Below are 10958 nucleotides of genomic sequence, written 5' to 3' on the forward strand. Positions count from 1 at the left end.
CCATCATCGCAACTGTCGCGATTATATTACCTGATTTTCTCATGCCTGGGCAGCGCGATGGAGCTTAGACTTCTAAGAGAAGTAGGGAAAAGGGAAAGGGGAAAGGGRAAAGGGGAARGGGGAAAGGKKAARGGGGAAAGGKKAAAGGGGAAAGGTTAAAGGGGAAAGGKKAAAGGGGAAAGGGRAATCCAAAAAATAAATTGTTCCGATTCAGGTCGTTGACTGTTCACTAGACCTCTTGCAATCAATTRCTTTTTGGACTCTTGTGGTCAAAGGGATACATCTTTATTGGGGAAAGGGAAAATACCAAACCTTTCCCCCTTTCCCTTTMCCCTTTCCCCCTTTCCCCCTTTCCCTTTCCCCTTTCCCCATGTCTTATGCCCTTTTTCATTTTTTATATAAAGCCCGATATTCCCAAGGATTGACAAATTTGGTATCGTTCCAAATGCCAAGCTTTTGTTCTTTGGCTTGTGCTTCGGCTTGTTGAATTAAGTTTTTACTGGGACATTTATTTAAATAAGGACGATATACTTTAGCTAAGCCTTCTTGCAATAATACTTGTTGGATGAATGTGCCATTTTTTAAGCGGACTTCTGCAACTTTACGCCCATAACGATCGCTATCAGTAATATTCAAGGTGACGCGTTCGCCTCCTTGCTGTACGAGTTGTTGCACGCGTTCTTGAGCTTTCACACCCCAACTAAATTGATTGCGATCGCTAGTACTTTTACTCTGCTTTTCTTTATTGGTATGAGCTATTTCTGGCGCATCTACACAAGCAAAACGCACAGTAACATTTTTACCATTGGCATCTTTAATTACTATAGTATCACCATCACTCACTCGCTCAACAGCATCTCCAGAATTACTAATCAAGCGATCGCAGCCCATCAAACCTAAAACTAGGATAGTTGCACAAAGCCAAAATACCATTACTTTAATTAATTTTTTCATGCAAATTCACCAAATTATTTGAAACTTGTCAAACAACCTCTAATATTTGCAAATAAACCCCGATTTTCAAAAAACTAAGACTTTGAAAGTAGACGCAACCCTAATTAATTCAGAATTCAGAATTCTGAATTCTGAGTTCTGAATTCTGAATTCAGAATTCTGAATTCTTAATTCTTATTCATATACTCTCCCAAAGATTGCAAACATATCTGAACTTTTGTATCTATTAATTGATTATCAAAAGGTAATCGTTCCCCAGTTACCCAAGCTTCTTGGGGTTGACACTGATATATTCTGCGGGGGGAATCATTTAAATAATCATCAGCTGTGCGATTGTGTTTTCTTGGGGCACGATTTAAAAGTAACTGCAAAATCTTTTCTGTTTCCTCTGGCTTTAATTCTGATGCAGTTCCATAAAGATATAAACCATCTGCCGTACCTTGAGAAACGCTGGAACTAAAAATAGCGATCGCCACCTTACCATCATTGTTGTATAAATTCTGCGAATGCTTCGACTCAATAGCTGAACTCCAATAAATATTGCAGTTATCATCATAGGCAAAAAATACAGGGGATACCCAAGGATAACCATCAAAAGAACAAGTAGACAAAGTACAATAAATGTTATTTTCCATAATCCGAAAAGCTTTAGCAATCACTTCTGGATTTTGGAAATCAATTGTATTCACCCATCGATTCGTAGCATTCGCAGATTCCAACATAAATTATTCGCCAAGAACATTTTACTTGCACATATTTTTGGCTGTTAACTGTTAACTGTCAACTGTCAACAAACTTAAAGTTGATTTCGCGCCTTCAATTGCAGATATCGTTCAACCAACTCATCAGCAATTTGATTTGCTGGTGCATCTAATACTAATACACCTTTTTGTTTCAGTTGAGCAAATGCCACTTGTCGTTGTGCCAATAAATCTAATGACACAGCACGCACATAAGCACCTGTAACATTTTCACTAAAAGTATCCGCCAAGCGATCTACTTGCGGATCTCGCAATGTCACACAAAATGGTAGATAGCGTGGTGCTAACTTGGAAAGTGCAGCCAGCAATTCCATAGAAGCGGTGACATCAACTAAATCAGTAATCACCACCACCAGCGCCCTACGAGTTTGTCGCTGGACAACGTTTGTCACTGCGCCCAAATAATCAGATTCCAATAACACTGGTTGAATTGGAGTTAGTTTATCAATTAGCTGATTCAAATGAAGTTGACCGCGTTCTGGGGGAATCCACGTATGCATCTGGCGGTCAAATACACCAACACCAACGCGATCGCCGCGATGTAACCCCGCCAAAGCTAAGGATAAAGTTGCATTTAAACCCCAATCAAATCGCTGCAAACCCTGGACTTTTGCAGTCATCAGTCTGCCGCGATCGAGTAAAATCAGCAGAGTTTGTTCCTGTTCTGGTTCCAAAACCCTCACCAATGGCGGTGAGTTACCATAAGCACCAACTCGTCGGGCGGTGGCTTTCCAATCAATAAAGCGTAAATCGTCGCCAGTGCGATAATTCCGCAGTTCGGCAAACTCCGTACCAATACCCGTTTGCCTAGCTTGGCGCATAGCCCCCGATGATTGCAGTGTTAGGCGAATTGTGAGCGATCGTAACCCAATTAAATCGGGATAAACTTTCACTGGCAAACTTTGTAAAATCTGCCAATCATCCCAAGCCAACCCCCAAAGCCCCAATTGTCTAACTTGAATATTTCCCCAAGGAAATTCTCCCCGTTGTGTCGGTTTAACAGTATAAGTTAATTCCTGGGTACTGTTACTGGGAATAATCGCCTCTAGTGCCGGTGCAGATACGCCAAAACCTGTTGGATAATAATCGCGGATTTGAATTTGAGCGTTGGCTTTTTGCGATGTTACTTTTAACACAACTGAATTATCCCGCCCAATGGATAGCCGTGGCGGCAATTCGCGGGTAATTTGCACGCGATAACGCCGCACTTGCCAACCATCCGCAACCATTAATAGCAGAACTACGACATCATATAACAAAGTGATGACAATGGTTGTTTTGATGGTGAGAAAAAACGATAGGACAAAGGCGATGGCAATTCCTAAAAGTAATAATAAATAAACTCGTTTAGAAGGAACCATTTTTTTCCAGTTAAGCAATTTTAGATTTGGGTAGGGGCGCACAGCTGTGCATTGGTGTCAACTTAACGTAAAACCCTTGTAATGATGTTAGAGCAAACTTACTCAATTAGTAATTAATCCACAGTCACCCCACCCCGGTTTTGTCTAAAGCCAAAACCTCCCCTCCCCGCAGGCGGGGAGGGGATTGAGGGGTGGGGTAAAACGGCTGTGGAACAAGCGTTTAAGCTTAAGTTGACACTAATGACAGCTGTGTGACCTACGATAATCTGTAACTCACCAAGTTGCAATCTGTTGTATTCGTCAACGATAGAAAATTTTGCAAGGCAGTTTAAACTTTAGGTTAGCACGCTATTAAAGGTTGTAAGACAACACAGCTTACTACCCTACACAAAAAAAGCGCCCTTTGTTTGGGCGCTTATAATAAATTATTAGGCTTTTAAACTGCACAGTCCCTTCTTTAACGATTTACGGTTAACTGTCAACCGTCAACAGTTAGCAACCAACACAAAGAAATGTGCAATGCCAAATGCTGTTAGCAGCTTGCTTAGAAATTGTAACCAACACCTAATAACAAGCCGACATCAGTTTCATCCATGAAAGCGGCATTTACAGCGCCTGTAAGGGTGAACCGAGTACCTAGAGGAACGTCCACACCACCAGTGAGCAATAATCCAAAATCAGTATCGAGATTAGCTTCAATGGCTACGCCTGCACCCAGGTAAGGAGCTATACTGAGAGTTCGTTGACCCACGGAACCTGCTGCACGTGGAGTGAAATCATAAGTTAAAGGAACTAAAAATACTGTATCGTCGCCAAACAGCACTGATGGTCTTACTGATATGGAGTTTGTCAAACCAAGTTTACTAATGACTGTAAAGTTACCTTCACTCAAAGCTGTATCACCACCAGTCAAACCAATGTTACCAGCAACACCGATATAGCTTCTACCACCGCGAGTAGCTCTACCTACATCTACACCAGATGTGCCACCATTAGCATTGCCTCCATTTTGGGGCTGATTTAACTGGCTAAGATTAATATCAGGCGGGATGAGGACTTGGTTGATTGCATGGATAACACCATTGCTAGCTGGGACATCCGCTTGAATGACTCTAGCATTATTGACTGCGACTTGATTGTTAGCGCGATCGATTTGAATATTTACCGGTCTTTCTTCAAAGGTTTTCAGTTCGCCGTTTGCAAGTTGACCAGAAGTTACCGCACCAGGAACTACGTGATAGCTCAAAATCTTAATTAAAGCTTCTCTGTTCTGTGGTTGCTGCAATTGTTCTAGAGTAGAAGCAGGTAAAGCGGCAAATGCATCGTTAGTAGGAGCAAAAACTGTATAAGGGCCTGGTTGTTGAAGAGTTTCTGCTAAACCGGCTGTTTTTAATAAAGAAGTCAGTGTGCTAAAAGAATTACTGGATGCAGCCAGGGAAACAATATCGTTACCTGTTTGAGTACCACTACCAACTCCACCAACAACATACTGAGCTGCTGGCAAATTGCTAGCAATGGGTTGCAAGCGTCCTTGTCTAACTAAAGCTTGATATAAAAGTGCTGCTGCTTCTGCACGAGTTAAAGCTTGTTGGGGATTGAGTTGTTTGACATCTGGATAGTTGACAACAAGATTAGCTTGTGTAGCTGCCGCTACGCTACTAACCGCATAATTCGGGATAGCTGAAGCATCACTATAGGAAGTATTCAGAACACTTGTATCGCTAGCAGACAAGCCCAAACCATTGCTGATAGAAACGATCGCTTCTACTTTAGGTATTTGTTGATTTGGTCTAAATACATTTCCAGGATAACCAGACAAAAACCCGATTTCGTAGGCATTTTGAATTGCCGCAGCCGCCCAGTAGCCCGCAGGAACATCACTAAATCCACCAGCACTCAATTGGCGAACTCGGTTTTGATTACCGAAAGCCTTTTGAATGAGGGCGGCAAATTCCGCACGAGTCACAGATTGATTCGGTCTAAACGAGCCATCAGGGAAACCACTAATTACATTATTGTCAGCTAGAGTTTGAATAAATGGACGTGCCCAGTAATCTGAAGTGACATCTGATAAATTAACTGTTGAAGTTGGTGATGGTGTAGCTGCTGGACTAGGAGATGGAGTGGCATCGGGAACAGTATTTTGAGATAAAGCTGGTGTAGAAATTACGATGGGAGCTACTGTAGCAGTTGTCATTCCTAAAACTAGCAAAGCTACTCTGAGTGATGACCAACGAAACAGATTAAACATTACAATATCCTCCAGTAAAAAAAAGTGATGGAACCGGGCAAAAAACAAAATTCAAAAGGTAAAATGCAAAAGGTAAAAGGCAAAATCTAACACTAGAAATGAATTGAAAATGAGTTTTTGCTTTTTACTTTTTAATTTTCACTTTTTGTTATATTTTCCATAACCGCAGATAACACTAAGAATAAAATGAGATGCTGTGGTCATCTGAATATATTGCAATAATAAGGACAGTTTACAGTTGGGCGATTTCATCAGGTTAGAATCGCACTCAAGCCGCTCGTTAATTGGCTTTTAAAGCCGTCCCTTTATGATTGCCGAGAAGGGTGAATGCGGTCAAGTTTAATGCATCATCAGATTTATTAATATTTAAGAAAGGAAAATCAGTCTTAGCACTATTAAGTAATATTCTTGAGCTATTATCGAATTTACACAACTAACTAATGGCAGTACTTTGGGCTAAAATTTTCACTCTTTAGATAGTTGTCGCTGATGCTAAATTTCATCATGCTAGAGTGAAAATCAGCGATATAATCAAAATTTTAGACTAAACGATCCCAGATTTTTGACTAGCGATGAAATGCAAATTAGATTTTATATCATGTACGTTTAAAGACTTATCATTTGAGTGACGTGAGGACGCTGAGAGATTTTAATCATAAGTGATTAGCCGGACATGATAAGTAGCTCAACCTAAAAAAACGTCATACGTAGATGTCAATAAATGTAGTAGCGTGGCAAGCCTTAAATGTTGCAATAGATTAGACTTCTAAGAGAAGTGGGGGAAAGAGCAAATAAAAACCCTTTTCCCGGTTGGTGAGCTTGTCGAACCATTAACCTTTTCCCTTTTCCCCCTATGAGCAAAAGTAACTTTTGCAAAAGGTCTATTTTATTGTGGGATGGGTGTCCTCACCCGTCCGGGCGGGCAGGATGCCCACCCCACAAGAGTTTGCTAATGGACTATTTTAGCTGTGTCAGTCCAGTAGGGTGTGTTATGCCGTAGGCTAACGCACCTCTGTACTAACCCGATCTCGCCGGGTTTCGACACTTCGACAGACTCCCTTCGACAAGCTCAGGGCGGCGCAGTGCATCGCTGCGTTCAACCCTCTTGGAATAAGCTTACCGAGCATTGAGCCAAGTCGAAATGCGTCTTCTAAATAATTGTGTCCGCCTACTTAAATCAACCATAATAAAGAGTTTATAGTGAGAACTTTATTCCTCTGTGCGAGACGCTACGCGGACACTACAAGCAAACATTTTTATTCAATTTGATTAACCGGACATTATATGATTCCTTACCAATTAATTAATCTGAATTTTGAATTCTTAATTCTGCTATATCTTGTTTGTTAATCGTGCTTTGAAGAGTCAGGCATAATTGCTTCTTGAAAATTGACACCACTGAGATTAGCTCCCCTTAAGTCGGCTCCTCTAAGGTTAGCTTTTCTCAGATTTGCCCCTGCCAAATTCGCACGTCTGAGATTAGCCCAACTCAAATCTGCTTGGCTCAAGTCTGCTTCATTCAAGTTAGCAGATAACAAATATGCGCCACTCAGGTGAGCTTTAGTCAAATTAGCTTTAAACAAATCGGTTTTATAAAGATAAGCCCCTAACATTTCCGCTTCGTATAAACTAGCCTCGCTCAAATCAGCCCCAATCAAGTTAGCTTCAATGAGGTTAGCAAAACAAAGATTAGCCCGGATGAGTTTTGCTGCATCTAAATCCGCATCTCTCAAATTAGCGTTTTTTAAGTCGGTGCCAATCAAATTAGCATGAGCGATGACAGCACCTCTGAGATTTGCCTCACTCAAATCAGCGCCAATAAAATTAGCATGACTCAAATCTGCCTGTGAAAGTGTAGCACCGCTCAAATTAGCAACGCTAAAATTAGCAAAATTCAGATTAGCTTCAATCAGCAAAGCCTTGTAGAGGTTTGCGCCACTGAATTCCGCATTGCTGAGATTTGCTCGCACAAGTAAAGCATTGGGTAAATCTGCTTTGCTCAAATTTACCCCCTGGAGGTTTGCACCTCTGAGGTTATCTCCTTGGAGATTCGCCGCGCTGAGGTCTGGTTGAATATCAGGATTTTGGTTTCTCCACTCAGTCCATATAACTGCACCTGCTTTGAGTAAACTCAGATGCTCTCGATTTGCCATTTTCTCTCCTTTGCCATTATTAGTGCTGAGTTAGGAGTTAGGAGTTAGGAGTTATGAGTTATTCTCCTCATCTACCTCATCTACCTTGTCCCCCTTGTCCCCCTTGTCCCCCTTGTCTCCCTTGTCTCCCTTGTCCCCCTCATCCCCCTTGTCTCCCTCATCCCCCTTGTCCCCCTTGTCTCCCTTGTCCCCCTCATCCCCCTCATCCCCCTCATCCCCCTCATCCCCCCACTTCCCATTGACCACTGTTCATTCCTGACGCCCACTTTGACGATTTCGACCAGGTACGCTTTCAATGGCTGTTAATGCTCCTGCTGCACCTGCGAGAATATCTCGTTCTTCTCCACCCAAGTAAAGCCTGCCAAAACTACCTACGGCTTGCACTTCAAGGATGTTAATTGACGCGGATTTTTCTGCTTCATTGGCAGCCAAGGCGGCGTAAGCGGCAGGTTCTACTTCTAATACATATAGCGTTTGTCCTGCTAATAGCAGCTGTCCTCGGCGCGTGCGATTGATGAGTTGTGTTTGGTAAGCGTCGATGTTGCGAATAATTTGGCTGGAAACAACACGCGGTTTGAGACATTCCTCTCTTCGGACTCCCAGTGTTGCCAAAATGGCTTGGCCAGCGGCTCGCGTTTCACCTTGGGAGCCAGAATGAACTTCCAACAGCCCATACAAGCGTTCAACTACCTGGACTCCCGGACGCACAGAAGCGGCTTTCAAGGCTACGTCTGTTATTTTATTAATTTCGATACCAGGTGAGATTTCAATCCACAGTGATGTATCTCCTGGTAATGGTAAGAAACCTTGGGCTACAGTTCCCATATATGCTGCATGTTGAGGTTGCAGGCTGTCGAGAAACACGAAACTGCGTAGTTCTATTCCCAAGATTTTGGTCTCCAGTCATGAGGTAAAAGTTATCTATTGCACGATATGAGCGCCTAACTTGTGGTATTTTATCGAAGAAAGGCTCCAGGGGAAGAAGCAGGAATAAGCAGGAGGCAAGGGGCAGGAGGTAAAACTCTCAACAGTAAAAGGTTTCGCTGGTTTAGATTTTATATTTAATTATGTCCGCTTACTTGCAACTCAATTGCGAGGCGATACAACTCAATTGCGAGTCGATGCAACTCAATTGCGAGTCGATACAACTCAATTGTGAGTCGATACAACTCAATTGCGAGGCGATACAACTCAATTGCGAGTCGATACAACTCAATTGCGAGGCAACACAACTCAATTGTGAGTCGATGCAACTTAATTGCGAGTCGATACAACTCAATTGCGAGTCGATACAACTCAATTGTGAGGCGATGCATTAACAATGCAGGAAGGGTCACCAATCCCCTTGTTAATAAAACCTTCTGCCGACGTTCGCAAACACGGCTTAGCTGCGCTATCCTGCCCTCTGCCTCCTGCCTCCTCAAGCATAAATAAAGAATGGAAAAACACAAAATATAAAAATTTTGCTGTCGATAAATTTTACATCTGATAACCACCTGTTAGTAAAAACCGCCTTGATAATTGTACAAGTTTTCTTTGAAAAAATAAGTACAAATAGCAAGGGGAAAGCCGATGGAGCTTTCCCTTTTGCGTTTATGATGTTGGGCACTCAAACTGATATTTAGATATTTGCTGAAATTAATTCTGCGTTACCCGAAACCCTTGTAGAGACCTAGCATTGCTACGTCTCCACATTGATTTTCGGATATGTCTATTGATTGATGTGTTGTATCCAAGCAGAAACTACCAATCAAAATTTTACAGGTTGCTTATTTGATAGCGATCGCTATTGCTCGCTCCACAGCTTGCAAAGCAGTATTGACTTCCGCTTCTGTGACAATTAACGGAGGCACAAATCGGACAACTTTTGGCCCGGCCGGTACGAGCAATAAACCCTCTTGGATGGCAGCGTTGACCACATCGGCTGCGGTGAGTGCAATGTCATCTCGCAACTCTAAACCATTGATTAAACCCCAACCCCGCACTTCGCTAATGCGATCGGGATATTTAGCCGCCATTGCTTTTAATCCAGTTCGTAGCTGTTCGCCTCTGTCTTGGACATTCTGCAAGATATTTTCTCGCTCTAATGTTTGGCAAACACTGAGTGCTACACCACAAACAAAAGGATTGCCACCAAAGGTACTAGCGTGTTCTCCTGGTTGAAAAACATCGCAGAATTTTTTGCTTAGCATCGCACCGATGGGGATACCACCGCCCAAGCCTTTAGCACTGGTGAAAATATCTGGTTCTACACCGAGATGTTCGTAACCCCATAACTTACCACTGCGTCCCATACCGACTTGCACTTCATCAAAAATCAGCAAAATTCCGGTTTCGTCGCAAATTTGCCGTAATTTTTGGAAGTAAGCAACATCTCCTGGACGCACGCCGCCTTCTCCTTGCAAAGGCTCAATTAAAATCGCTGCTACACGATAATCGCCTTCATCCAACTCGCTGATGGCCAGTTCCACAGAATTAATATCGTTGTAATTTATGTAATGGAACCCAGGCATTAAAGGATCGAAGTATTTTTGATACTTCGGTTGCCCTGTGGCGGTAATTGTTGCTAAAGTCCGTCCGTGGAAACTGGCATTGGCGGTTAAAATAATCGGTTTTTCAATGTCTAATACCGTGTGGGCATATTTTCTGGCTAATTTAATTGCTGCTTCGTTAGCTTCAGCTCCAGAGTTGCAGAAAAAGACGCGATCGGCACAGGAATGTTCAACGAGCCATTGTGCTAATTCACCTTGTTCGGGAATATAGTACAAATTAGAGACATGGTGCAGCTTTTGGATTTGGCGCGTCACCGCTTCTACCATCACTGGGTGGGCATGTCCTAAAGTACAAGTGGCGATTCCCGCCACAAAATCCAAATATTCGCGTCCTTGTGTATCCCAAACCCGACACCCAGCACCCCGTTCTAAGGCTAAGGGAAAGCGCCCATAGGTAGACATGACAGCTTCATTAAAGCTATCTGCATCAAAGGGACTAGATGTTAGAGACCCTGAATTTGGGGGGATGGTGGTTTGTTCAACTAGAGTTTGTAAGCTCACTACCGCTCCTCCTGGAAGTTTTTCATCATATAGTTATTTACTAGTTTCCTAGAAATCTCAAAAAATTACTTTTTATTCTGCAAAAGCCTAATGGTTTTGTAAATCGTCCAGGGTTTTGATGACTGTTGACGGTTGACAGTTAACCGTGGGGTTCAACACCATGAGTAACTTTGCAATTTAATGGGCACGTAGGATTTTACGCAAGCTTTTACTGTGTAGGCTTTGTCTACTTTTGGGTCGAGAATCTAGCTAGAGACTATGTTGATGTTAACGCACCTGCGTCATGAAAAAAAATTGATTGTTGAGTGATGAGCGATCGCCCAATACGGTTTAGATAAGTAGTATGAACTTGCCTTGTGGTTTGGGGGAAGGGGGAAGGGGAAAGGGGAAAGGGGRAAGGGGAAAGGGGAAGGGGGAAAGGGGAA

9 protein-coding genes are annotated in these 10958 nt (G+C 42.6%); all 9 read right to left on the minus strand.

Translation table 11 applies throughout. From position 1 onward, the window contains the following. Positions 1-387: 387 nt before the first annotated feature. Positions 388-954: a thermonuclease family protein gene (locus VF06_RS08465; RefSeq protein ID WP_099072826.1), complete on the minus strand. Its 567-nt coding sequence runs from the start codon at positions 952-954 to the stop codon at positions 388-390. A 167-nt stretch (positions 955-1121) separates the two neighbouring features. Continuing rightward, the gene (locus VF06_RS08470) at positions 1122-1676 is read right to left on the minus strand and encodes a pyridoxamine 5'-phosphate oxidase family protein (protein ID WP_099072825.1); all 555 of its coding nucleotides are present in this window, start codon (positions 1674-1676) and stop codon (positions 1122-1124) included. Between the two features lie 74 nt (positions 1677-1750). Further along, positions 1751-3076 (minus strand): DUF58 domain-containing protein, encoded by a 1326-nt coding sequence (locus VF06_RS08475; protein WP_099072824.1) that lies wholly within the window; start codon positions 3074-3076, stop codon positions 1751-1753. A 544-nt stretch (positions 3077-3620) separates the two neighbouring features. Next, the gene (locus VF06_RS08480; protein WP_099072823.1) at positions 3621-5327 is read right to left on the minus strand and encodes a fasciclin domain-containing protein; all 1707 of its coding nucleotides are present in this window, start codon (positions 5325-5327) and stop codon (positions 3621-3623) included. A 1346-nt stretch (positions 5328-6673) separates the two neighbouring features. Next, on the minus strand, positions 6674-7480 hold the full coding sequence (locus VF06_RS08485; protein ID WP_099072822.1) for a pentapeptide repeat-containing protein: 807 nt from the start codon (positions 7478-7480) through the stop codon (positions 6674-6676). Positions 7481-7531: 51 nt separating this feature from the next. Beyond that, on the minus strand, positions 7532-7726 hold the full coding sequence (locus tag VF06_RS08490) for a hypothetical protein (protein WP_099072953.1): 195 nt from the start codon (positions 7724-7726) through the stop codon (positions 7532-7534). Between the two features lie 3 nt (positions 7727-7729). Beyond that, complete coding sequence (gene ccmP, locus VF06_RS08495; protein WP_099072954.1) at positions 7730-8368, minus strand: beta-carboxysome protein CcmP; 639 nt, start codon at positions 8366-8368, stop codon at positions 7730-7732. A gap of 173 nt (positions 8369-8541) precedes the next feature. Continuing rightward, positions 8542-8817 carry a hypothetical protein gene (locus tag VF06_RS08500; RefSeq protein WP_099072955.1) on the minus strand — a complete coding sequence of 92 codons (276 nt, stop codon included), beginning with the start codon at positions 8815-8817 and terminating at the stop codon, positions 8542-8544. A gap of 432 nt (positions 8818-9249) precedes the next feature. Then, complete coding sequence (locus VF06_RS08505; RefSeq protein WP_099072956.1) at positions 9250-10533, minus strand: aspartate aminotransferase family protein; 1284 nt, start codon at positions 10531-10533, stop codon at positions 9250-9252. Positions 10534-10958 lie beyond the last annotated feature (425 nt).

It is taken from the genome of Nostoc linckia z4 (assembly GCF_002608075.1).
GTDB lineage: Bacteria > Cyanobacteriota > Cyanobacteriia > Cyanobacteriales > Nostocaceae > Nostoc > Nostoc linckia.